The organism is Thermoanaerobacterium sp. CMT5567-10 (assembly GCF_030534315.2).
Taxonomy (GTDB): domain Bacteria; phylum Bacillota; class Thermoanaerobacteria; order Thermoanaerobacterales; family Thermoanaerobacteraceae; genus Thermoanaerobacterium.
Genome location: NZ_CP130558.2, coordinates 2,787,743 through 2,810,510 on the forward strand (window position 1 = coordinate 2,787,743; position 22,768 = coordinate 2,810,510).

A 22,768-nucleotide genomic window follows, 5' to 3' on the forward strand; every position below is an offset into this window, starting at 1 on the left:
GCCATATTAATAGGATGAAAAGCCAGCATATGCTGGCTTTTCACATAAAGAGATTAGGAGGGATCATATGAAGATATTGTTTATTACTTTTATCGATATTTTAAACTCACTTCCACAGAGAAGCCATCATTTGATAGAATATTTAAAGGAAAGATACGATTTAACTGTAGTATTTTGCAGATACGACGATCTGGGAGTACTGAAAAGGCAAGAAGGTACTACTAAATATATAGGGATACCTGTGAAATTTGCAAGCCTTTTTAGTCCTATGACATTGTATAAAAGGTATTTGGAAATTGATTCTGAAAAATATGATATTTGCATTGCCCAAGGACCATGGGCAGGTGTTACAGCAGTAGAACTTTTGAAGGTTGGGAGAGTAAATTTTTTGGCATATGAGGATATAGATTATTTTCCTGCATTTTTTGAATATGAAGATATTTACAATAGAACGAAGTATATGGAAAAATATTGTATAGAAAGTTCAGACATTACATTTTCTGTTAACAAGCAATTGATAGAATTCAGAAAAAATGTGACAGGTATTACACCATATTACATACCAAATGGTGTTAATTATGAGTTGTTTAAAGGTGATAAAGTAAAACACAATGGAACTATACTTGTATTTAGCGGTTCATTAGAACATTGGTCAGGAATTGAAATGCCTATTAAGGCACTTCCAATATTAAGACGGGAATTAGATGTCTCCATGATGATACTAGGCAGGGGAAGATACGAGCCTGACTTAAGAAAATTGTCGAAGGATTACAAAGTTGATGATTTTGTTCATTTTCTTGGAAAGGTTAAATATAAAGACTTGCCGTTGTACTTTAAAAAAGCTGATATAGGCTTGTGTACGCTTTTTCCAACAGAGCTTATAAAATATTCTTTTCCACTTAAAGCCGTAGAATATATGGCTGCTGGCCTTCCAGTTATAGCAACAGACATTGGTGACTTAGGCAAATTGATTAAAGAAAATGAATGTGGTATAACAATAAAGTACAGTATTGCAGACTTTGTAGAAAAAACTATAGATTTGATAGAAAATCATGATAAAATGAGTATATACGGACAAAATGGAAAAAAATTTGCAAAATCATTTGACTGGAAAGAGCTGTTTAAAAAAGAGATGAGCATAATCTTTGAAAAACTGGATAAAAGAATAAAATGTAATTGAAAGGTGATTATTATGAGCAAAAGTATTAAAGATGATGTACTTTTAAGGTTAAAAACTATAAAAGGCCATATAGCTGGAATTGAGAAAATGGTTGAAGAGGATAAAGGATGTTCAAACATTTTGCTACAAATAGCAGCAGTAAGAGCTTCCTTAGAAAAAGTTGGATTATCTATAATAAATGAACATGCAGAACAGTGTTTTCTTTCAAATGAAGACGGAAAGATAACGTATGAGGAGCTGCAGAGCGTAGTTGACTTATTAGTAAAATTTTTAAAATAAAGATCATATTAATACAATGAAAGTTATAAAAGGGTTTGGCAGGCAGACCCTTTTATAAAATTTATAAAATATGTCTTAGTATTGATAAAGAAAATTAAAAGATGTATAATAATTAAAAAGAAGGTGTATTAGATGAGAATACATGGTATTGTTGATAAAATAGAAGATGATGTGGCAATAGTCATTCTTGATGATGACAGAAAGATAAATATTCCGATAAAATATCTTCCTAGTAATATAGCTGAAGAGGATGTTATTGATATCAGTTTAGATGTTGATAAAGAAAAGACTGGTGAGAGAGCGCATAAGTTAAAAAAGATGATAGAAGAATCCAGAAAAGAGGATTAATTATTTTAGTTTGATTTGTTAATAAATTAACTATTATTTACTTAAATTCTTTTGTGTAGTAAAATAATTGTATACAGTATACGGGTGATTTTTTATGGTTATTACTGTTTGTGTAGGTAGTTCATGTCATCTTAAAGGCTCCTACAATGTTATAAATGAATTAAAAAAATTTATTAAAGATTATAATCTTGAGGACAAGGTGGAATTAAAAGCGGATTTTTGCATGGGCAATTGTTTAAGAGCAGTTTCTGTAAAAATTGACGACGGAAAGTGTTTGTCAATTAAACCAAATAGCGTTGAAAAATTTTTTAAAGAATATGTGCTAGGCAATTTACAATGAGTGTCATAAATTTTAAAAAAGCAAATTGCAGAAACTGCTATAAGTGCATTAGATATTGCCCTGTAAAAGCTATAAAAGTTAATAATGAACAAGCTGAAATAGTTGATTACCTGTGTATTGCTTGTGGAAGATGTTTAAATGTGTGTCCACAAAATGCCAAAACCGTAAGGTCAGATGTAGAAAAAGTTAAAGCTTTTGTAAAAAAAGGTGATAAAGTTGTTTTTACAATAGCACCATCTTATCCTGCACTTGTAGGAAATGGCAGAGCCTTTAAATTTCTTAATGCTTTAAAAAGTTTGGGGGCTGAAATGATAATAGAAACTTCAGTAGGAGCTATGTTTATATCTAAAGAGTATGAAAGGTATTATAATGATTTAAAATATGACAATCTTATTACTACTTCATGTCCATCTATAAATTATTTGATTGAGAAGTACTATCCTGATCTAATAAATTGCCTTGTACCAGTTGTATCACCTATGATTGCTGTTGGTAGGGCTGTTAAAAAAGTTTATGGCAATGAAATAAAGGTAGTGTTTATAGGACCTTGCTTAGCAAAGAAAGTGGAGATGAATGATTTCAGCTGTGAAGGTGCAATAGATGCTGTTTTGACATTTGAAGAGATTATAGAATGGTTAGATGAAGCTGGAATCAATATTGATTCCATGGAGGAATTTACAGATTGTGTTGATACAATGTTGCCATTTAAATTATATCCTATTGAAGGTAAAACTATTGACTGCATGGATATCGATTTAAATTTGAGAAAAGTTGTATCTGTGTCTTCGATTGACAATGTTAAGGAGCTTTTGGACGATATAAGGTCAGGCAACTTGCACGGATATTGGATAGAAGCAAATGCTTGTGATGGAGGGTGTATTAATGGACCAGCCTTCGGAAAGTTAAATAATAGTGTTGTTAAAAGAAAAGAAGAAGTGATTAATTATTCAAATACAAAGGCGAACTTTGTTAATGATATTAACAATATGATTGATTGTTCAGTAGATTTTAGCAGGAAATTTATAAATTTAAGTGATAAATGGAAGATTCCTAGTGAGGAAGAAATAAAAGATATTTTATCAAAAATCGGAAAGCTTACTAAGGAAGATGAACTAAATTGTGGTGCATGTGGTTATGATACATGTAGAGAGAAGGCTATAGCTGTTTTTAATGGAATGGCGGAACCATATATGTGTTTGCCATATATGAGAGGGAGAGCTGAAACTTTATCTAACATTATAATCAGTTCTACACCTAACGCTATAATTGCTGTTAATAACGAGTATGAGATACAAGAAATGAATAGAGCTTTTGAGAAGATGTTTTTAGTAAATTCATCAATGGTTAAAAACGAGAATCTATCCTTGATATTTGATATATCGGATTTTAAAGATGTGATTGAAAACAAAAAAAGTATTTTCAATAAAAAGGTATCATTTAAAAATTATGGAATTATTGCGTTAGAGAGTATTTATTATTTAGAAGAATATAAAATTGCAATTGGTATTTTTACAGATATTACAAAGATAGAAAAGCAGAAAGAGGCTTTTTCAAAGGTTAAAAGGGAAAACTACCAGTTGGCACAGCAAGTAATAGATAGGCAGATGAAAGTGGCGCAGGAGATTGCAAGTCTTTTAGGAGAGACAACTGCGGAGACAAAAGTTATATTGACTAGAATGAAGGATATGCTATTAAATCAAGGTGATGATGAATGAGCCATTACATTGATATTGCACATGCATCATTAAACAAATACGGTGAAGAACTGTGCGGTGATAGTGTTCAGATAATAAGAAAAAAAGACTATTTAATGGCGGTAATGGCAGATGGATTAGGCAGCGGTGTAAAAGCAAATATTTTATCAACTTTGACAACGCGAATTGTCTCAAAAATGCTTGATATGGGTTCTGAATTATCTGATGTTGTAGATACGATAGCGCAAACGCTGCCTATATGCAAAGAAAGAAATATTGCATATTCTACATTTACGGTTGTTTCGATAAATTCTGACAATGTTCATGTGGTAGAGTATGATAACCCATCTATATTTTATTTTAAAAATGGAGTTTATAAAAAAATAGATAGAAAATGTGTAGAAATAGGCGATAAAAGAATTTATGAAAGCAACTTCAAGTTGGACCTCAATGATGCTCTTGTAATTGTATCTGATGGGGTTATACATGCAGGTGTAGGCGGTATATTGAATCTTGGATGGCAGTGGGAGAATGTGCAGCAATATCTTGAAAAGACATTAGGAGTTTATAGTGATGCATCTGATATTTGCTATCAGCTTATAACGACTTGCAACAATTTATATAAGAATAAACCTGGTGATGATACGACAGCGATAGTTATAAAGGTGAACGAGTCAAAGAAAGTGACTGTAATGGTGGGGCCACCTATCTTAAAGAATATGGATGAATGGGTTGTAAGAAAACTCATGAAAAATGAAGGATTAAAGGTAGTATGTGGTGGTACGGCTGCGAAAATTGTAGGAAGAGTTTTAAATAAAAAGGTTATTACATCGACTGATTATATCGATCCTGATATACCACCACCTGCTTTTATAGATGGAATAGATTTGGTGACAGAAGGAGTTTTGACATTAAGAAAGACAGTTGAGATTTTTAAAGAATACATCGAAGATGGCAATTCAAACATACTAAGGTATTCAAAGAAGGATGCTGCAACTCGCCTATTTAAAATTTTAAATTATGCAACTGATGTAAATTTTTTAGTGGGTCAGGCCGTGAATAGTGCTCATCAAAATCCAGATTTTCCTGCGGATCTTAGAATAAAGGTTAAGATTGTTGAAGAACTTATTAACTTATTAGAGAAATTAAACAAAAATGTTGAAGTAAATTATTTTTAGAAAGGATAGATTGCCTTGTTTAAGTTTAACACTGATGTTCAAATGTTAAAATATGAAGTACTTTATAATGTTGCTAAATTGACATTGGAAGACAGATTAGAAGACGAATACGATGAAATACCTCATGAGATAATTCCGGGGACAAAACCTAGATTTAGATGCTGCGTATATAAAGAAAGGGCTATAATAGAGCAAAGAACAAAAGTAGCAATGGGGAAAAATTTAAAGCGGACAATGAGACATGCAGTAGATGGTGAGGAACCTGTAATTCAAGTTTTGGATATTGCTTGCGAAGAGTGCCCTATAAAAAGGTATCGTGTTACAGAAGCGTGCCGAGGATGTATCACTCATAGATGTACTGAAGTATGTCCCAAAGGCGCAATATCGATAATCAATAAAAAAAGCCATATTGACTATGATAAGTGCATAGAATGCGGCAGATGCAAAGATGCTTGCCCATACAATGCCATATCTGATAATTTAAGGCCATGTATCAGGTCTTGTGCAGCAAAAGCTATAACAATGGATGAGGAATTAAAAGCTGCTATAAATTATGAGAAATGTACTTCTTGTGGTGCTTGTACTTTGGCTTGCCCATTTGGTGCAATAACAGACAAATCATACATTGTGGATATAATAAGAGCGATAAAAAGCGGTAAAAAAGTTTATGCTTTAGTAGCACCTGCAATAGCGTCTCAATTTAAAGATGCAACAGTAGGTCAAATAAAATCTGCTTTGAGGGAATTTGGCTTTGCGGATGTAATAGAAGTTGCACTTGGAGCAGACTTTGTTGCAGTAGAAGAAGCCAAGGAGTTTGAAGAAAGGATAAAAGACTTAAAAGTAATGACAAGTTCCTGCTGTCCAGCATTTGTAGCCCATATAAAAAAGAGCTATCCAGAATTGGTTCATAATATATCTACAACAGTATCGCCAATGACAGCAATATCAAAATACATTAAAAAGCATGATCCTATGGCAATGACAGTATTTATAGGACCGTGTACTGCAAAGAAATCTGAAGTGATGAGAGAAGATATAAAAGGTATAACAGATTTTGCTATGACATTTGAGGAGATGGCTGCTATTCTGGATGCAGCAAAGATAGACATAAAAGAACAACAAGATGTTGAAGTGGATGATGCTACACTATTTGGGAGAAAATTTGCAAGATCTGGCGGTGTTTTAGAAGCGGTAATTGAAGCGATAAAAGAGATAGATGCAGATACTGAAATCAATCCGATAATTTGTAATGGACTTGAAGAGTGCAATAAGACGTTGAAAATAATGAAGGCAGGTAAATTGCCAAATAATTTTGTAGAAGGTATGGCTTGTGTTGGCGGTTGCATCGGTGGTGCTGGTGTCATCAACAACAACGTAAATCAAGCAAAATTAGCTGTAAATAAATTTGGTGATGCATCTTTGTATAAGAACATAAAAGAGAGAGTCAACCAGTTAGATGCGGATGAAGTTGATTTTCATATTGGTCACAGTTCGGATGAGTCCAATAAGACTTCATGCAAAGAAGCATGATATTAATTTTAAAGAGGGGGTCCACTTTTAGGACCCTATTATTATTTACTTGAAATATCTGATGATATTAACATATAATATATTTATTAGTACAAAGACATGTGAGGATTGGTAAAAATGGAGGTATATCTTGATAACAGTGCAACAACAAAAGTTCGCAAAGAAGTAATTGACAAGATGGTTGATGTTATGGAAAATGAGTATGGCAATCCTTCATCAGTCCATCTTAAAGGATATAAAGCTGAGAAGATATTATTAGAATCGAGAAGAAATGTTGCAAAATTATTAGGGTGTGAAGCAGATGAGATAATTTATACTTCTGGTGGCACAGAATCTAATAATTTTGCTATACGTGGAATAGCATACGGCATGAAGAGACTGGGAAACCATATAATTACTTCAAAGATTGAACATCCATCTGTTTTAAATGTGATGAAACAGCTTGAGGAAGAGGGGTATGATATTACATATCTTGATGTAGACAATCGAGGGAATATAGATTTGGATGAACTTGAAGGTGCTATAAATGATAAAACAATTTTAATATCTATTATGGCAGTGAACAATGAAATAGGGACCATTGAACCTATTGAAGACATTGCGAAATTAAAAGAAAAGGCCAAGAATGCATATTTTCATGTAGATGGGATACAGGCAGTGGGCAAGATTGAGTTGGACGTGAAGAGTCAAAAGATAGATCTTTTATCTTTAAGTGGCCATAAAATGCATGGCCCAAAAGGTATAGGTGCTATCTATATAAAAAGAGGTGTTAAAATAAAGCCTATATTATATGGCGGTGGTCAGGAAGGAAATTTAAGGTCAGGTACTGAAAATCTGCCTGGTATTGTAGGCCTTGGAGAAGCTTGTAGGCTGATAAAGGAAAATATTCATGAATACGAGTCGAAGCTTATACATTTGAAAAAGAGGCTGTACGACGGAATCAAAAGTGAAATATCTGATATTCACTTAAATGGTCCTGATATAGATAAAGGTGCACCACAGATATTAAATGTTTCATTTTTGGGTGTAAGAGGAGAAGTACTGCTTCACGCACTAGAAGAAAAGGGTATATATGTATCTACAGGTTCTGCTTGCTCGTCTCACAAAAATACAGAAAGCCATGTATTAAAGGCTATAGGATTAAGTCATGAATATATTGAAGGAGCGATTAGATTTTCTTTTAGCATTTTTAATACAGATGAAGAGATAGATTACACAATAGATGCTTTGAAAGATAAAGTGAATTTCTTAAGAAAATACAAAAGGAGGTAAAAATGGATATAATTCTTATAAAGTATGGAGAATTAGCATTAAAAGGCGATAATAGAGCATTTTTTGAGAATAAACTTGTTAAAAATATCAAAGAAGCATTAAAAGGTTATGATGGAATAAAAGTAGAGAAGACCCATGGTAGAATATACGTAGAATGTGACGGAAATGTAAATGAGGTTATAGATAAACTTAAAAAAGTTTTTGGCATAGTAGGTATGACTGTAGCGAAAAAGGTTGATTTAGATCTTGATGCAATATACAATGCAGCGATTGAGCTTATGAGAAGCTATTTAGGTAAGAGTTTTAAAGTAGAGACTAGGAGGCCAAATAAATCATTTCCTTATGAGAGTATGGAAATAAGCAGGATGGTTGGAGGCAAAATTTTGCAAAACATAAAGAATGTTCATGTTGATGTGCATAATCCAGACATCGTCTTAAATATAGAAATACGGGAGAAGGCTTATTTGTATTCTGGTATAACAGATGGAATAGGTGGCATGCCGCTTGGGACAAATGGTAGGGCAGTTGTTCTTTTGTCAGGTGGAATAGACAGCCCTGTTGCTGCATGGATGATGATGAAAAGAGGAGTAGAAGTAGAAGCTGTGTATTTTCATAGCCCGCCATATACACAGGAGAGGGCAAAAGACAAGGTTATAGATTTGTGCAAAAAACTTTCAGAATATGGACAAGATATATACTTGCATGTAGTTAGTTTTACGGATTTTCAGCTTGCCATATATGATAAATGCCCTCCAAAGATGACGACCATAATAATGAGAAGGATGATGATGAGGGTTGCTGAAAATATTGCCAATAAGTACGGAGCAAAAGCACTTATAACAGGTGAAAGCCTAGGACAAGTAGCAAGCCAGACCATAGAAAGCTTATACTGTACAAATGCGGTAACACATATGCCTGTGTTTAGACCATTAATTGGAATGGATAAAAGTGAGATAGTGGAAATATCACAAAAAATTGGGACATACGACATATCAATAAGACCTTATGAAGACTGCTGTACAATTTTTGTTCCTAAGCATCCTATAATAAAACCGGATTTAGAAGAAGTCATAGAAGGCGAAAAAAATATTGACTATGAAAAATTTATAGACAGTTTAGTGATAGACCAAATCAAGATAAAACAAGATAGTTAAAATAAATCCCATAGATTACCATCTATGGGATTTTCTCATACATTAAATCTAAATACTACTATGTCGCCGTCTTCTACGACGTAATCTTTTCCCTCAAGTCGCATTAGACCTTTTTCTTTTGCAGCTACCTCTCCGCCAGATTCTATATAATCTTTGTAAGATATTACTTCAGCTCGTATAAAACCTTTTTCAAAATCTGTGTGTATTTTTCCGGCAGCTTGAGGTGCTTTTGTTCCTTTTTTTATAGTCCATGCTCTTACTTCTTTTGGACCAGCAGTAAAAAATGTAATAAGTCCTAAAAGTGAGTATCCATGGCGTATTATGTTATTAAGTCCCGGTTCTTTTAATCCGTATTCAGACAGTAATTCGTATTTTTCCTCATCAGGAAGTGATGAAAGTTCTTCTTCAATCTTTGCTGATATGACTATTACTTCTGATTTTTCTTTTTCAGCATATTCTTTAAGCTTTTTAACATAGTCATTTTCTTTGCCAGATATAAGGTCGTCCTCAGAAATATTTGCAGCATACATAACTGGCTTTGACGTTAAAAGCATAAGCTGATTCACAAATGGAAGCTCATCTTCATCGAAATTCATCGTGCGTACAGGCTTTCCATCATCTAGAGTACTTTTGATTTTTTCTAGTATATTTAATTCAAGTGCTGCAGATTTATCATTTTTTGCGTATTTAGAAGTTTTTGCAATTCGTTTTTCTATAACTTCTAGATCAGCAAGCACCAATTCTAATGTTATGATTTCAATGTCTCTAATTGGGTCAATATTACCTTCAACATGAGTAATATTGCTATCTTCGAAACACCTTACCACATTTAAAATTGCATCAACTTCCCTAATATGCGATAAAAATTTATTTCCTAAACCTTCGCCTTTGCTGGCGCCTTTGACAAGTCCAGCTATGTCTACAAATTTTATTGTGGCTGGAATTATCTTTTGAGGATTTACTATTTTTGCAAGTTCATAAAGCCTATTGTCTGGCACAGAAACAATACCAACATTAGGTTCTATTGTGCAGAAAGGGTAATTTGCACATTCAGCACCTGCTTGTGTTATTGCATTAAAGATTGTACTTTTACCAACATTAGGTAGACCAACTATGCCTATTTCCATTTATATTCCTCCGAATTGTTTTTTATTTTATGAAAAAATTTTTCTATTTTGCATCAAATAGAATTATATATGAAAAGCGTTAAAAGTTCAAATTTAATTGTGGCTGACAATTATTAACATATTACATTATAATAAATTGTTTTTATGTGAGCAAAATATTGATTGGAGGTGTTTAAATTGAAAAAGGCAAGAAACATTTTATTAATACTTTTGACTTTGATAATGGCTTTGTCTATATCTTTGACAGGATGTAAGGCTACTAAGAAGCCGTCTCCTACTAGATATACTCCTACAACACCTACACCTACTACACCAGCTCCTGTAAAAAGACCGGTACTGCAAAGTACAAGAGCAGCAAAGATAGCAACAAATGTAGCAAAATTGCCTGAGGTAAATAAAGCTACAGTCGTAATTTCTGGAAATACTGCTATAGTAGGTATTGATATGAAAGCAAGTGTACAAGGAACTCACGAAACTCAAGTTAAGAAAAAGGTTGAAAAAACTGTTAGGGATACAGATAAGGGTATAAAAAATGTATCGGTGACATCGGATCCTGATTTATATAAGAGAATAGACAATATAGCAAAAGGAATTGCGGCTGGAAAACCATTATCAGAATTTACTAAGCAGATTACTGAGATATTAAAGAGAATTACACCAAGTGCATAAAATAAACCTGGGGAAACCCGGGTTTATGTTTTATTGACATGACAAAACATTTGAAATATAATTAAGGTCAATTGGATTATTATAGAAGGAGTGATAAAATATGTCCATTTTGAAAGCGAATATTGGAAAGGGCATTAATCTGTATGTTAGCCAGATGGATAAATTTAAGACGCTTACGATTAATATTTACATAAATAACAGATTAAGCAATGAAACAGCAAAATTTGCATTGTTGCCTTCAGTATTAAAGAGAGGAAGTCTCAATTATAAAACATATAAAGAAATAACGAGACATCTTGAGGAGCTTTATGGAGCTACATTTTCTTTTTCAATTTATAAAAAAGGTGAGAGGCAAATTGCACAATTTAGGTTAGAGATTGCAGACAGCAACTATATAAAAGATGACATAACGGAAGATGGAGTTAAGTTTATTTCAGATGTACTTTTAAATCCATTAGTAGTAAACAATGGATTTGATTCAAAGTATGTTCAGCAGGAAAAAGAAAAACAGAAGAATTTGATTAATTCCCGAATAAATGAAAAGACAAAGTATGCTGTTGACAGATGCATTGAAGAGATGTGTAAAGATGAAGATTTTTCAATATATGAACTTGGCAGTATAGATGATGTTGATAAGATAGATGAAATAAATCTTTACGAATACTATAAGAAGGTTATAAAAACATTGCCTATAGATATATATGTTATTGGCAATGTGAGTGTAGATAAAATAAAAAGTTTGTTTGATAAGTATTTTAAAATAGACAGTAGAGATGTTGTTTATATACCTGATACACCAATATATAAAAAGGTGGATCAAGTTAAATACGTCCAAGATAAACTAGATGTCACTCAAGGGAAACTTACTTTGGGATTTAGGACAAATGTAAAACCGGGCGACGATGAGTATTTTCCGCTTTTGGTATTGAGCGGTGTGCTGGGTGGAGGTCCTTTTTCAAAATTATTCATGAATGTGAGGGAAAAAGCAAGTCTTGCATATTATGCACAAACAAGGCTTGAGAGATTTAAAGGATTAATGCTTATAATGTCAGGTATAGAGATTGAAAATTATCAAAAAGCATTGGATATAATACTTAAAGAAGTTGAGGAAATAAAGGACGGAAACATTTCTGACTATGAATTTGATTCAACGCTCAAAGCTTTAAATACGTCTATGAATTCAATAAAAGATAGTGCAACGCAAGTTTCGGATTTTTATTTATCGCAAAATCTTTCACACACCGATTACAGCATAGACGATTTTATAAATAAGATAAATGAAGTAACAAAAGAAGATATTATTGATGTTTCTAAAAAGATACAATTAGATACGGTTTATTTTATGACTAAAAAATGAGGAGGGATAAAACATGAGAGAGATTTTTAATGAGACGATAAAAGAAAAGATGTATCATTATGAACATGAAACTGGATTAAATGTCTATGTCATGCCAAAGAAAGGCTTTATTAAGCAATATGCTATGTTTGCAACACATTATGGGTCAAACGACAGCCAGTTTATTGTTCCCGGTGAAACGGAAATAACATATGTACCTGATGGAATAGCGCACTTTTTGGAGCACAAGATGTTTGAAGAAGAAGAGGGCAGTGTATTTGAAGAGTTCTCTAAAAATGGTGCTTCTGCTAATGCTTACACGAATTTTACAACTACAGCATATTTATTTTCCAGCACATATAATTTTTACGACAATTTAAAACTTCTTCTAGACTTTGTGCAGAGGCCTTATTTTACAGACGAAAATGTAGAAAAGGAAAAGGGCATTATAGCACAGGAGATACGAATGTATGATGATGATCCATCTTGGAGGCTTTTTTTTAATATGTTAGGTGGATTGTATCACCTGCACCCTGTTAAAGTAGATATAGCGGGTACGATTGAATCTATATCAAAAATTGATAAAGATATATTGTATAAATGCTACAGAACATTTTACCATCCATCTAACATGGTGTTGTTTGCAGCCGGCGATATAGATATCAATAAAGTTTTAGATATCGTAAATAATTCCGTAAAAACTGATAAAAGACAAGGAGAAATAAAAAGGATATATCCAAATGAACCTGAAAGTATAAATAAAAACTATGTCGAGCAAAAAATGGCAGTTTCAATGCCACTCTTTAATATAGGTTTTAAAGATAATGATGTCGGATATGGTGGTAAAAAGCTGCTTAAAAAAGACATTGTGACACAGATTTGCTTAGAGATTTTAGCAGGAAGAAGTTCTGATCTATATGAAGAGCTTTATGATGATGGGCTTATTGATTCAACATTTGATACAGAATACGTCGGCGAAATAGATCACGGATATTCTATTATAGGTGGTCAATCAAAAGACCCTGAAGCAGTAAAACAAGCCGTTTTAGATAAGATATCAAAAGTTGATTCTATAGATGACGGTGACTTAAATAGAATAAAAAGAAAAATAACTGGACGTTTTTTAAAATCATTTAACTCTGTAGAAAGTATATCACACAATTTTATAACTTATTACATGAGAGGCATAAATATACTTGATTATACTAAAACAATTGAAGAAATAACTCATGATGATGTAATAAATAGATTTAAGACATTTTTTGATGAAAAAAATTGTGTTCTATCAGTCATAAAACCATAGAAAATTAAGTTTGTTATAACGAGTTTAACTCGTTATTTTTTTATTTGTGAAAAAAATTTTTTTATTTGTTGAAGGATTTTTGGATTTTGCATAGAATAAACATAATAAGTGGTTTAAAGTGGTGCGAAGTGGTTAAAAGTGTAATGGAAATGGGTGTTCGATATGCTTATGGGTCAGTATGAACATACAGTAGATTCAAAAGGGAGAATCATAATACCAGCCAAATTCAGGGATGAACTTGGTGATAAGTTCGTACTGACAAGAGGGCTTGATAATTGTCTTTTTGTATACTCATTAACAGAGTGGTCAAATATCGAGGCAAAGTTAAAAACACTACCACTTAATAGAAAGGATGCTAGGGCTTTTACAAGATTTTTTCTAGCAGGCGCCACTGAATGTGAAATAGACAAACAGGGAAGAGTATTAATACCAAACATTTTAAGGGAACACGCCAAAATCGACAAAGAAGTTGTAATAATAGGTGTTTCGTCTAGAGTAGAAATCTGGAGCAAAGAAGTTTGGCTAGAGTATTCGAACAATGTTGATGTGTCATTTGAGGATGTTGCTGAACATTTGGATGACTTAAATATTTAAGGTGATTTTATGGAATTTAAACATGAAAGCGTACTATTAAATGAGACAATTGAATATTTAAAAGTAAAACCTGACGGAGTTTATGTTGATGGGACTTTGGGTGGGGGAGGCCATTCTTACGAAATATTGAGACGTCTTTCAACAGGAAGGTTAATTGCTATAGACAGGGATATGGATGCAATAAATGCTGCTTCTGTAAGGCTTAAGGACTTCAACAATGTTACCTATGTTCATGACAATTATAAAAATATAAAAAATATTTTAAAAAATATTGATATAGGACGCATTGATGGTGCTATTTTAGACCTTGGTGTATCATCGTATCAGTTAGATGAGGTAAAAAGAGGCTTTTCTTATATGCATGATGCACCACTTGACATGAGAATGGATAAGGAAAGTGCTCTTACTGCTGAGTATGTTGTCAACAACTATTCTGAAGATGATATTGCAAAAATATTGTATGATTATGGAGAGGAAAAATGGGCTAAAAGAATTGCAAAGTTTATTGTTGAAGAAAGAAAGAAAAGGTCTATTAAGACAACATTTCAACTGGTAGATATAATAAAAAAGGCTGTTCCAGCATCAAAAAGAAGGACAGGACACCATCCTGCAAAAAGAACTTTTCAGGCCGTAAGAATAGAAGTAAATGATGAGCTAAAGGGACTTGATAATGCAATAGATGATTTCATAGATGCCATGAATCCCAATGGTAGAATTGCTATTATAACTTTCCATTCATTGGAGGACAGGATTGTAAAAAATACGTACAAAAAGTTAGAAAATCCCTGTACATGTCCTAAAAACTTGCCATGTACCTGTGGTAAGAAACCAGTTATAAAGATTATTACAAAAAAACCTGTAACACCAAATGAAGAAGAACTTGAAACTAATCCCAGATCACGCAGTGCAAAGTTAAGAGTTGCCGAAAAACTGCTGTTCTAAAGTATAAGGGGGAAGAATAAATTGGTATTAGAAAAACGCAATTATGACTATGACCTAAAGCCGTATTATGAAGAAAATAAATCAAAAAAACCAAGGAAAAATAAAAAATTAAAAAACCTCATGTTAATAGTTTTTATAGGTTTTTTAAGCCTTACCGTATTGTTTAGATATGCTTTAATTTATCAAAAGTCTGTCGCTCTTAGCAAAATGGAGGCGAAGGTCAGCGAAATAGAAAATTTAAACCAGCAGTTAGAAGTCAAAATTGCATCAATGAAGGATTTACAGAGGATAGAAGATATTGCAAAAAATCAGCTGGGAATGGTAGTACCTGAAAAGGGGCAAATAGTCTACATGAGTATCGGTAAAACAAATGAAGTTGCTCAGAAAAAAACAGATGATAATAATAAAAATAAAACTTTCTTTGGGAGGATTTTGGGACTGCTGGTGAGATAGGAGGGATTCACATATCACCAAGCATTTCGACTAAAAAGAGAATTTTATTTTTGCTGTTTTTTTCTATCTTTATTATCATTGTTCTTATTATCAGGCTATTTTGGATACAAATAGTTAAGAGTGAAGAATTTCAAAAATTAGCTGTGCCCCAGTGGACATTGGATGTTGCTGTGTCGCCTAAGCGAGGTTTAATATTAGACAGAAATAGTAAAGCACTTGCTGAGAGTGCTAGCTCAAATAAAGTCAGCATTATACCAAAAGAATTAAAAGATAGTCAAAAAGATGAAGTTGTCAGAAAACTGGCAGAAATTTTAAAAATCAATAAAGAAGATATATTAAAGAAGATAAATAATAAAAATGTACAAGAGGTATTGATTGCAAGAAGAATTGACGATGATACGGCAAATAAAATCAGAAAATTGAATTTATCGTGTGTGATAATATCTGGTGATACAAAGAGATATTATCCAGAAAAAAATTTAGCTTCCCATATACTTGGGTTTACAGGTGTAGATAATCAAGGTCTGGATGGAATCGAGTCTGTATATGATAGTTATTTAAGAGGGATACCCGGCAGGATTTCATCTCCAGTGGATGCACTAGGGCAGAAAATGGGGAATGGAGAAGAAGAATATATTCCACCGATAGATGGCTACAATGTAGTTTTAACGATTGATTCAAATATACAGCATTTTACAGAAAAAGCACTTGATGAAGCGTACGCACATACAAAACCGACAAAAGGTGCTGTGGCAGTTGTGATGAATCCAAAGACTGGTGAGATATTAGCAATGGCGTCAAGACCTGATTACGATCCAAATAATCCTTTTGCTGGATCTCAAGAAGAATGGTTTAAAAATTGGAGAAATAAAGCAATATCTGATGCATATGAACCTGGATCTGTTTTTAAGACAGTTACGGCGTCTGCAGCATTGGAAGAAGGAGTTGTTGGATTAAATGAGCAATTTTACGATCCCGGATATATCATGGTGGCCGGACAAAGGATTAATTGTTGGGCAACTCATTACAGTGAAACATTTGTACAAGGTGTTCAAAACTCCTGCAACGTAGTCTTTGCCACGATAGCTCAAAGGCTTGGAGTTGATAAATTATACAAATACATACATGCGTTTGGATTTGGCGAAACCACAGGTTTAACATTGCCTGGTGAAGCACCGGGACTTGTTATGAAAGAGAAAGATGTAGGCCCTGTAGAGCTTGCCACAAACTCATTTGGGCAGGGAATTGCAGTTACGCCACTTCAGATGATAAGAGCTGTTTCTGCAATAGTAAATGGTGGAAAGCTAATGGAGCCACATATTGTTAAAGCAATAGTGGATTCTGATGGCAAGACTATAAAAGAATTTAAGCCTACAGTAGTAAGGCAAGTAATATCTGAAAAGACTTCAGCTACAATGAGAGAAATACTTAAAAGCGTTGTATCTGAAGGGACAGGAAAGGCAGGATATATAGAGGGGTATGATGTAGGAGGAAAAACAGGAACAACAGAAAAATACACGCCAGGTAAATATGTAGCATCATACATAGGATTTGCTCCTGCTGAAGATCCAAAGGTTATAGCATTAGTCGTAATTGACGAGCCTAACGCCGAAACTCACTTTGGAAGTGCATTGGCAGGACCTGTAGTAAAAAGTATATTGTACGACACTTTGACGTATTTAAATGTAAAACCAAAAGGGATTGAAGTAAAACCTCTTGTTAAAGTGCCAGATGTAAGAAATTTAAGTTTGTATGAGGCGCAAAATTCATTATTAAAAGAGAAACTGCAGTTTTCCATTGACGGAACAGGCAACACTGTGATCGATCAGATGCCAAAGCCTGGTGCGATGGTAGAAGAAGATTCCACAGTTGTCCTGCTTCTAAATGAATACAATAATACTGGAAAAGTAGAAGTGCCTGATTTAAAGGGGAAGACTATCACAGAAGCCAGCACAATTTTAAGCTCCCTAGGTCTTAAGATAAAAATCAATGGTACCGGCATTGCTGTAAATCAAAAACCAGAAAAAGGCGAGAAAGTTGATAAAGGAACAACAGTTGAAGTTGACTTTAGGCCACTGGAAAATTAATTCAAGCACAATATGCAGTTTTTAATATATGCAAACTGCATAATTGTGCTATACTATTAATGTATATAATGGAATAGGAGGCCTATTATGAGACTTGCAGATATATTGAAAGATATTGAATATACAATTGTAAAAGGCAACGTCGATGTGGACATAAGGGGTATATGTTACGATTCAAGAAATTCAAAAGATGGTTCAATGTTTGTAGCAATCAAAGGATTTAAATCTGATGGCGCAGATTACATAGGTGATGCTATTGAAAGAGGGGCAGTAGCTGTCCTGGTAGATGGCGAAATCAGCATTGATAAAGATATTACGCTGATAAAAGTTGAAAATACTAGGAAGTCATTAGCAAAGATTGCATCTAATTATTATGGTGATCCATCAAAGCAGCTTTTTTTGATAGGTGTAACAGGTACAAATGGTAAGACTTCTGTTACATACATGATAAAATCTATACTAGAAAGCCAAAACAACAAGGTAGGCTTAATAGGTACAATACAAAATATGATAGGCGATAAAGTTTATCCAACAGAGCGAACAACCCCCGAATCTTTAGATTTGCAAAGGTATCTCAGACTGATGGTAGATGAAGGTGTTAAGTATGTAGTGATGGAAGTTTCATCACATTCATTGGCATTAAACAGGGTAGATGAGTGCGATTTTGACATTGCTGTTTTTACAAACTTGACACAAGACCATTTAGACTTTCATAAGACAATGGACGACTATGCCAATGCAAAAGCAAAACTTTTTAGAATGGCAAAGATAGCGTGTGTAATCAATATTGATGATGATTATTCTTCACTAATAATAGAAAACTCTAATGCTAAAGTTGTAACATATGGTATAAAAGATTATGCTTACATAATGGCAAAAGACATAAAAAATGACATTAAAGGTGCTAAATATACTGTTCAAATAGAAGATATAAAAAGCGATATAGCTTTAAAAATTCCCGGTTTATTTAGCGTGTACAATTCGCTGGCGGCCATTTCTGTGGCATTTATTCTTGGCATACCACTTCAGTCTGTAAAAATGGCGTTGAAAGATGTTAAAATAAAAGGCAGATTTGAGGTTCTTGACATAGATGCACCCTACAATGTAGTAATTGATTATGCTCATACACCTGATGGTTTGGAAAATTTGATGAAAGCATTTGGTGAGTACGATACAGGAAGAAAGATATTATTATTTGGCTGTGGTGGCGACAGAGATAAAGGTAAAAGACCAAAAATGGGTGAAGTCGCAGGGAGATATGCAGATTTTGTCATCATAACATCAGATAATCCAAGATCAGAAGACCCTATGAAGATAATAAGTGAAATTGAAGCAGGGATAAAAAATACAAAATGTCCTTACAAGATTATTGAAAATAGAAAAGAAGCAATAAAATATGCTCTGTCTATAGCAAAAGATAATGACATTGTTATTCTGGCAGGTAAAGGGCATGAAACGTATCAAGTTTTAAAAGATGGTGTTATAGATTTTGATGAAAGAGAGATAGTAAAAGAGATATTAGACGGAGATGAAAAAAGTTGATTTTAAGTTTAAAAGAAATAATTGATGCTACAGGCGGGAAATTACTATCAGGAGACATAAATTCGACTATAAGTGGTATAAGTACAGACTCTAGGACAATAAAAGAAGGCGAGCTTTTTATACCCCTTAAAGGTGAAAATTTTGATGGTGAAATGTTTGTTGAAGATGCCCTTAAAATAGGTTCTGCTTCACTTACAGAATCAGTAAATAATGTTGGTAGGTACAATAAGCCAATAATATTTGTTGATAATACAAAAGAGGCTTTACACAAGATTGCAAAATATTATCGTGAAAAATTTCAAATACCTTTTATAGCTGTTACAGGAAGCAGCGGAAAAACTACTACAAAAGACATGATATACGATGTTTTATCTATGAAATACAATGTTTTAAAGACGAAGGGGAACTTTAATAATGAGATAGGATTGCCTCTGACTATATTCAGGTTAAATAAAGACCATGACATGGCTGTCGTTGAAATGGGAATGAGCGGTTTTGGAGAAATTAGGCGACTTAAAGACATAGCCGAGCCTAATATTGCAGTGTACACAAATATCGGTGTTGCCCATATTGAAAAATTGGGTTCTCGTGAAAATATATTAAAAGCAAAGTCTGAGCTGGTGGAAGATTTTAAAGAGGGCTATACAGTTATACTTAATGCAGATGACGATATGCTTGCAAAATTAACAAATAAAAAAGGTCCTCAATACATTACGTATGGTATAGATAATGGAGATGTAAAAGCTTTTGACATAGAATATAAAGAAGAATCTGTGAAGTATAAAGTCATAATTGACGGATATATGATGGATATTGAACTGAATGCGCCCGGAAAGCACAATGTATACAATTCTTTAGCGGCAATTTGTATAGGAATTAAATTTGGTGTCAATAAAGAAGATATGAGAAAAGCACTAGCTGAGTTTCAACCAAGTGCCATGAGGTTAAATATCCTAGATGTATCAGGAATAAAAGTAATAAATGATGCATACAATGCAAATCCAGCATCTATGAAGGCTGCTTTATCAGTTTTGAAAGGGTACAAAGACAGAAGGAAAATAGCTGTTCTTGGTAACATGTTAGAGCTTGGAGATTACTCTGATTTAGCACATGAAGAAGTAGGAAAACATGTAAAAGATGAAGGTATAGATGTACTTATAACGGTTGGAGATTTTGCAGCTAAAATAGCTGAAGGAGCAATAAAAAACGGAATGGATGCAAAAAATGTAATGATTTGCAAAAACAACGTTGAAGCTTACGAGAAGATAAAAAAAATTAAGAGAAATAATGATGTTTTTTTAATAAAGGGATCTAGAGGAATGAAAATGGAGGAGATCGTGAAATTTCTACAGGAGAGTGCTAATAAATGATTCAAAAGATGGTATTTGCAACAGTAATATCTTTTTTAATTTGTGTCTTGTTGGGACCTATAGTAATACCTTGGCTTTCGAAGCTTAAATTTGGACAGAGTGTAAGAAGTGATGGCCCTAAGACACATCTTAAAAAAGCCGGGACACCTACAATGGGCGGAATAATTATAATCATTTCCCTATTGATTGCGAATTTGATATTTTCAAAATGGGATAAGTATATGGCGTTGGCAATTCTAATTACTCTTGGATATGGTGTGATTGGATTTTTGGATGACTATATTAAAGTCCGCTATAAAAGATCATTGGGTCTTACTGCTCGCCAGAAACTTTTAGGTCAATTTGCTCTGGCAATAATACTTGCCTACTTTTCTAAAGATTTAGTAGGCACAGATGTAATAGTTCCATTCCTAAAGAAAGAAATTAATTTAGGATATTATTACATACCGTTTATAATGTTTGTGGCTGTAGGTACTGTCAACAGTGTGAATTTGACTGATGGATTAGATGGCCTTGCAACTGGTGTTTCATTTATGGTTACTGCTTTTTTTACATTGATAGGATTTTTTATGAACAATACATCATTAACTGTGTTTGGTGCTGCCATAACAGGTGCACTTTTAGGCTTTTTGAAATTTAATAGATATCCTGCAGAAGTATTCATGGGGGATACGGGTTCACTTGCCATTGGTGGAGCTGTAGCTACACTTGCAACACTGACAAAGTTGCCAGTGATTTTGATACTTGTTGGAATTATATATGTTGTTGAGGCTCTGTCTGTAATAATTCAAGTTATATATTTTAGACTTACAGGGAAAAGAGTGTTCAAGATGAGCCCACTTCATCATCATTTTGAGCTTTCTGGGTGGTCTGAGACGAAGGTTGTATTTGTATTTTGGATTGTGACTTTAGTTGCTGTTTTTCTAGCATTTTATGGCATCAGTTGATTTTTATGATAAAAGAAATTTTTGAGAAAATATAAGTGATTTAGGAGGAAAAAATGGATCTTAGAGGTAAAAAAGTAATTGTAGCAGGGTTTGGGCTAAGTGGAAAATCATTGTGCAAAGTTTTATCAATGTTTGGGGCAAAGATATTTGTATATGATTCGAAATCAAAAGAAGAGCTTAAAGACGATATAAGCGAATTTAAAGATAGTGGTATAACATTTTGTTTTAAAGATGTTACAGATGAACTTTTAGATGGTGCAGAAATAGTGATTGTAAGCCCTGGAATTCCAATTGATTCAGAGATAGTTGCACTAGCAAAATCAAAAGGTATTGAAGTAATAGGTGAAGTGGAGTTTGCATATAGATTATCAAAAGCTCCTATATATGCTATTACGGGAACAAATGGAAAAACAACTACCACATCGCTGCTGGGGGAAATTTTTAAGAATTCTGGGGTTAGGACATATGTGGCTGGAAATATAGGTTATCCACTTGTCGAAGCAGCAGTAAATGCTAACAGAGAAGATGTCATCGTTGCTGAGATAAGCAGTTTCCAATTGGAGACTATAAAAGAGTTTAAACCTGTAATCAGTGCTATTATAAATATTACCCCAGATCATCTTAATAGACATAAAACACTTGAAAATTATGTAAACATAAAAGGTCGTATTTTTGAAAATCAAAGTTTCAATGAATATACTGTTTTAAATTGTGATGACAAAAACATGTCTTCATTGTTTAAGAAGGCAAAGTGCAAGGTGTTTCCATTTAGCAGTGTTAAAGTTTTAAATCAAGGGACTTACATTGAAGATGGAAAGATTGTCATATCTATAAATGATGTGAAGAATACCATCATAGATATTGATGACATATATATTCCTGGAAATCACAATGTGGAGAATGCAATGGTTGCATCAACGATGGCATTTTTAGCAGGCATTGATGTGAATATCATAAACACAACATTAAAAACATTCAAAGGTGTTGAGCACAGAATAGAATTTGTAAGAAGCATAAATGGTGTCAAATACTACAATGATTCCAAGGGTACTAATCCAGACGCAGCTATAAAAGCTATAGAAGCCATGAAAGGACCTATCATTCTTATAGCTGGTGGATACGACAAAGGTGTAAGCTTTGATGAGTTTACCAAATCTTTTAATGGGTGTGTGCGCAAGTTAATATTGCTTGGCGAAACGAAAGATTTAATATATCAGTCTGCTGTTAAAAATGGTTTTTCTAGAGAAGATATAACTATCGTCAATAGTCTAGATGATGCCGTTTATGCTGCTTATAATATGTCTATGCCTGGTGATAATGTGCTCTTGTCGCCTGCATGTGCCAGTTGGGATATGTTCAAAAGCTTTGAGGAGAGAGGTAAACTCTTTAAGGATACTGTAAATTCTTTGAGGGGGTAGTACTA

21 protein-coding genes are annotated in these 22,768 nt (G+C 33.4%); 20 read left to right on the forward strand and 1 reads right to left on the reverse strand.

Annotated elements, in window-relative coordinates; all coding sequences use genetic code 11:
- Positions 1 to 67: 67 nt before the first annotated feature.
- From Q2T46_RS14240 to thiI, 9 genes are all read left to right on the forward strand, one after another.
- Positions 68 to 1,180, forward strand: coding sequence for a glycosyltransferase (locus tag Q2T46_RS14240; RefSeq protein ID WP_303264950.1), 1,113 nt, complete (start codon positions 68 to 70; stop codon positions 1,178 to 1,180).
- A 12-nt stretch (positions 1,181 to 1,192) separates the two neighbouring features.
- On the forward strand, positions 1,193 to 1,459 hold the full coding sequence (locus Q2T46_RS14245; RefSeq protein ID WP_013298250.1) for a metal-sensitive transcriptional regulator: 267 nt from the start codon (positions 1,193 to 1,195) through the stop codon (positions 1,457 to 1,459).
- A 132-nt stretch (positions 1,460 to 1,591) separates the two neighbouring features.
- The gene (locus Q2T46_RS14250) at positions 1,592 to 1,807 is read left to right on the forward strand and encodes a DUF3006 domain-containing protein (protein ID WP_132775475.1); all 216 of its coding nucleotides are present in this window, start codon (positions 1,592 to 1,594) and stop codon (positions 1,805 to 1,807) included.
- Between the two features lie 94 nt (positions 1,808 to 1,901).
- Entirely contained in the window at positions 1,902 to 2,147 is a 246-nt protein-coding gene (locus tag Q2T46_RS14255; protein ID WP_303264949.1) for a (2Fe-2S) ferredoxin domain-containing protein, read from the forward strand.
- On the forward strand, positions 2,144 to 3,862 hold the full coding sequence (locus Q2T46_RS14260; protein WP_303264948.1) for a [Fe-Fe] hydrogenase large subunit C-terminal domain-containing protein: 1,719 nt from the start codon (positions 2,144 to 2,146) through the stop codon (positions 3,860 to 3,862). The genes Q2T46_RS14255 and Q2T46_RS14260 overlap by 4 nt, the downstream gene beginning before the upstream one ends.
- The gene (locus tag Q2T46_RS14265; protein ID WP_303264947.1) at positions 3,859 to 5,019 is read left to right on the forward strand and encodes a SpoIIE family protein phosphatase; all 1,161 of its coding nucleotides are present in this window, start codon (positions 3,859 to 3,861) and stop codon (positions 5,017 to 5,019) included. The genes Q2T46_RS14260 and Q2T46_RS14265 overlap by 4 nt, the downstream gene beginning before the upstream one ends.
- Before the next feature lie 15 nt (positions 5,020 to 5,034).
- A complete protein-coding gene (locus Q2T46_RS14270) occupies positions 5,035 to 6,549 on the forward strand; it encodes a 4Fe-4S dicluster domain-containing protein (protein WP_303264946.1) in 1,515 nt (504 codons plus the stop codon).
- A gap of 117 nt (positions 6,550 to 6,666) precedes the next feature.
- On the forward strand, positions 6,667 to 7,821 hold the full coding sequence (locus tag Q2T46_RS14275; RefSeq protein ID WP_303264945.1) for a cysteine desulfurase family protein: 1,155 nt from the start codon (positions 6,667 to 6,669) through the stop codon (positions 7,819 to 7,821).
- A gap of 2 nt (positions 7,822 to 7,823) precedes the next feature.
- A complete protein-coding gene (gene thiI / locus Q2T46_RS14280; protein WP_303264944.1) occupies positions 7,824 to 8,975 on the forward strand; it encodes a tRNA uracil 4-sulfurtransferase ThiI in 1,152 nt (383 codons plus the stop codon).
- A gap of 35 nt (positions 8,976 to 9,010) precedes the next feature.
- Here the strand turns inward: thiI and ychF are convergent, their stop codons facing one another.
- Positions 9,011 to 10,102: a redox-regulated ATPase YchF gene (gene ychF, locus Q2T46_RS14285; RefSeq protein ID WP_303264943.1), complete on the reverse strand. Its 1,092-nt coding sequence runs from the start codon at positions 10,100 to 10,102 to the stop codon at positions 9,011 to 9,013.
- Between the two features lie 177 nt (positions 10,103 to 10,279).
- Between ychF and Q2T46_RS14290 the strand changes: the two genes are divergently transcribed.
- The 11 genes from Q2T46_RS14290 to murD all read left to right on the forward strand — a co-directional run bounded on the left by Q2T46_RS14290 (position 10,280) and on the right by murD (position 22,763).
- Complete coding sequence (locus Q2T46_RS14290) at positions 10,280 to 10,771, forward strand: YhcN/YlaJ family sporulation lipoprotein (RefSeq protein ID WP_303264942.1); 492 nt, start codon at positions 10,280 to 10,282, stop codon at positions 10,769 to 10,771.
- Between the two features lie 100 nt (positions 10,772 to 10,871).
- Entirely contained in the window at positions 10,872 to 12,128 is a 1,257-nt protein-coding gene (gene yfmF, locus Q2T46_RS14295) for an EF-P 5-aminopentanol modification-associated protein YfmF (RefSeq protein ID WP_303264941.1), read from the forward strand.
- Positions 12,129 to 12,141: 13 nt separating this feature from the next.
- Positions 12,142 to 13,410, forward strand: coding sequence for an EF-P 5-aminopentanol modification-associated protein YfmH (gene yfmH, locus Q2T46_RS14300; protein ID WP_303264940.1), 1,269 nt, complete (start codon positions 12,142 to 12,144; stop codon positions 13,408 to 13,410).
- 162 nt (positions 13,411 to 13,572) lie between these two features.
- Positions 13,573 to 14,004 carry a division/cell wall cluster transcriptional repressor MraZ gene (mraZ, locus tag Q2T46_RS14305; RefSeq protein WP_303264939.1) on the forward strand — a complete coding sequence of 144 codons (432 nt, stop codon included), beginning with the start codon at positions 13,573 to 13,575 and terminating at the stop codon, positions 14,002 to 14,004.
- A 9-nt stretch (positions 14,005 to 14,013) separates the two neighbouring features.
- Positions 14,014 to 14,946, forward strand: a complete 933-nt coding sequence (rsmH, locus tag Q2T46_RS14310; protein ID WP_303264938.1) for a 16S rRNA (cytosine(1402)-N(4))-methyltransferase RsmH — start codon at positions 14,014 to 14,016, stop codon at positions 14,944 to 14,946.
- 21 nt (positions 14,947 to 14,967) lie between these two features.
- Positions 14,968 to 15,399: a septum formation initiator family protein gene (locus tag Q2T46_RS14315; protein ID WP_303264937.1), complete on the forward strand. Its 432-nt coding sequence runs from the start codon at positions 14,968 to 14,970 to the stop codon at positions 15,397 to 15,399.
- Between the two features lie 50 nt (positions 15,400 to 15,449).
- Complete coding sequence (locus Q2T46_RS14320; RefSeq protein ID WP_303264936.1) at positions 15,450 to 17,486, forward strand: stage V sporulation protein D; 2,037 nt, start codon at positions 15,450 to 15,452, stop codon at positions 17,484 to 17,486.
- A gap of 87 nt (positions 17,487 to 17,573) precedes the next feature.
- Complete coding sequence (locus tag Q2T46_RS14325; RefSeq protein WP_303264935.1) at positions 17,574 to 19,028, forward strand: UDP-N-acetylmuramoyl-L-alanyl-D-glutamate--2,6-diaminopimelate ligase; 1,455 nt, start codon at positions 17,574 to 17,576, stop codon at positions 19,026 to 19,028.
- Positions 19,025 to 20,398, forward strand: coding sequence for a UDP-N-acetylmuramoyl-tripeptide--D-alanyl-D-alanine ligase (gene murF / locus Q2T46_RS14330; protein ID WP_303264934.1), 1,374 nt, complete (start codon positions 19,025 to 19,027; stop codon positions 20,396 to 20,398). The genes Q2T46_RS14325 and murF overlap by 4 nt, the downstream gene beginning before the upstream one ends.
- Entirely contained in the window at positions 20,395 to 21,345 is a 951-nt protein-coding gene (mraY, locus tag Q2T46_RS14335; RefSeq protein ID WP_303264933.1) for a phospho-N-acetylmuramoyl-pentapeptide-transferase, read from the forward strand. The genes murF and mraY overlap by 4 nt, the downstream gene beginning before the upstream one ends.
- A gap of 53 nt (positions 21,346 to 21,398) precedes the next feature.
- Complete coding sequence (murD, locus tag Q2T46_RS14340; protein WP_303264932.1) at positions 21,399 to 22,763, forward strand: UDP-N-acetylmuramoyl-L-alanine--D-glutamate ligase; 1,365 nt, start codon at positions 21,399 to 21,401, stop codon at positions 22,761 to 22,763.
- Positions 22,764 to 22,768: the final 5 nt, after the last annotated feature.

What these genes read in the sequence shown, in the direction of transcription:
- Q2T46_RS14240 (WP_303264950.1), top strand. Translation starts at nt 68, where the DNA reads ATGAAGATATTGTTTATTACTTTTATCGATATTTTAAACTCACTTCCA.
- Q2T46_RS14245 (WP_013298250.1), top strand. Translation starts at nt 1,193, where the DNA reads ATGAGCAAAAGTATTAAAGATGATGTACTTTTAAGGTTAAAAACTATA.
- Q2T46_RS14250 (WP_132775475.1), top strand. Translation starts at nt 1,592, where the DNA reads ATGAGAATACATGGTATTGTTGATAAAATAGAAGATGATGTGGCAATA.
- Q2T46_RS14255 (WP_303264949.1), top strand. Translation starts at nt 1,902, where the DNA reads ATGGTTATTACTGTTTGTGTAGGTAGTTCATGTCATCTTAAAGGCTCC.
- Q2T46_RS14260 (WP_303264948.1), top strand. Translation starts at nt 2,144, where the DNA reads ATGAGTGTCATAAATTTTAAAAAAGCAAATTGCAGAAACTGCTATAAG.
- Q2T46_RS14265 (WP_303264947.1), top strand. Translation starts at nt 3,859, where the DNA reads ATGAGCCATTACATTGATATTGCACATGCATCATTAAACAAATACGGT.
- Q2T46_RS14275 (WP_303264945.1), top strand. Translation starts at nt 6,667, where the DNA reads ATGGAGGTATATCTTGATAACAGTGCAACAACAAAAGTTCGCAAAGAA.
- thiI (WP_303264944.1), top strand. Translation starts at nt 7,824, where the DNA reads ATGGATATAATTCTTATAAAGTATGGAGAATTAGCATTAAAAGGCGAT.
- ychF (WP_303264943.1), bottom strand. Translation starts at nt 10,102, where the DNA reads ATGGAAATAGGCATAGTTGGTCTACCTAATGTTGGTAAAAGTACAATC.
- yfmF (WP_303264941.1), top strand. Translation starts at nt 10,872, where the DNA reads ATGTCCATTTTGAAAGCGAATATTGGAAAGGGCATTAATCTGTATGTT.
- yfmH (WP_303264940.1), top strand. Translation starts at nt 12,142, where the DNA reads ATGAGAGAGATTTTTAATGAGACGATAAAAGAAAAGATGTATCATTAT.
- mraZ (WP_303264939.1), top strand. Translation starts at nt 13,573, where the DNA reads ATGCTTATGGGTCAGTATGAACATACAGTAGATTCAAAAGGGAGAATC.
- rsmH (WP_303264938.1), top strand. Translation starts at nt 14,014, where the DNA reads ATGGAATTTAAACATGAAAGCGTACTATTAAATGAGACAATTGAATAT.
- Q2T46_RS14325 (WP_303264935.1), top strand. Translation starts at nt 17,574, where the DNA reads ATGAGACTTGCAGATATATTGAAAGATATTGAATATACAATTGTAAAA.
- mraY (WP_303264933.1), top strand. Translation starts at nt 20,395, where the DNA reads ATGATTCAAAAGATGGTATTTGCAACAGTAATATCTTTTTTAATTTGT.
- murD (WP_303264932.1), top strand. Translation starts at nt 21,399, where the DNA reads ATGGATCTTAGAGGTAAAAAAGTAATTGTAGCAGGGTTTGGGCTAAGT.